The sequence below is a fragment of the Paenibacillus zanthoxyli JH29 genome (genome assembly GCF_000520715.1).
GTDB lineage: Bacteria > Bacillota > Bacilli > Paenibacillales > Paenibacillaceae > Paenibacillus_AQ > Paenibacillus_AQ zanthoxyli.
Genome location: NZ_ASSD01000011.1, coordinates 1 through 534 on the forward strand (window position 1 = coordinate 1; position 534 = coordinate 534).

Annotated in this window: 5 tRNA genes; all 5 read right to left on the reverse strand. The window is 53.0% G+C overall.

The features are described from left to right. Window positions 1–58 precede the first annotated feature (58 nt). The 5 genes from L691_RS0100550 to L691_RS0100570 all read right to left on the reverse strand — a co-directional run bounded on the left by L691_RS0100550 (window position 59) and on the right by L691_RS0100570 (window position 532). Window positions 59–135 (reverse strand) — tRNA-Asp (locus tag L691_RS0100550). A gap of 13 nt (window positions 136–148) precedes the next feature. Further along, a tRNA-Thr gene (locus tag L691_RS0100555) sits at window positions 149–224 on the reverse strand. A gap of 32 nt (window positions 225–256) precedes the next feature. Further along, window positions 257–332: transfer RNA gene (locus L691_RS0100560), tRNA-Val, on the reverse strand. 7 nt (window positions 333–339) lie between these two features. After that, window positions 340–416: transfer RNA gene (locus tag L691_RS0100565), tRNA-Met, on the reverse strand. Window positions 417–440: 24 nt separating this feature from the next. Next, a tRNA-Ser gene (locus L691_RS0100570) sits at window positions 441–532 on the reverse strand. Window positions 533–534: the final 2 nt, after the last annotated feature.

The following is a 534-nucleotide window of genomic DNA, read 5'->3' on the forward strand; positions in this document are numbered from 1 at the left end:
TTTTCAGTCCTCTGCTCTACCGACTGAGCTACCGAGCCAAACATTGAGATTCATAAAATGGCGGAACCGACGGGATTCGAACCCGCGATCTCCTGCGTGACAGGCAGGCATGTTAGGCCTCTACACCACGGTTCCGCGTTTGTGACAATGGTGCCGGCGAGAGGACTTGAACCCCCAACCTACTGATTACAAGTCAGTTGCTCTACCAATTGAGCTACACCGGCAAGATGTCATATGTCATTATTAAATTGTCAAATGGTGGAGGCTGAGGGGATCGAACCCCCGACCCTCTGCTTGTAAGGCAGATGCTCTCCCAGCTGAGCTAAGCCTCCGTATGTATGGTAGCGGCGGAGGGGATCGAACCCCCGACCTCACGGGTATGAACCGTACGCTCTAGCCAGCTGAGCTACGCCGCCATACTAATATTAATGAATTTGAAATGGCGGAGAGAGAGGGATTCGAACCCTCGCACCGCTTACGCAGTCTAACCCCTTAGCAGAGGGTCCCCTTATAGCCACTTGGGTATCTCTCCAA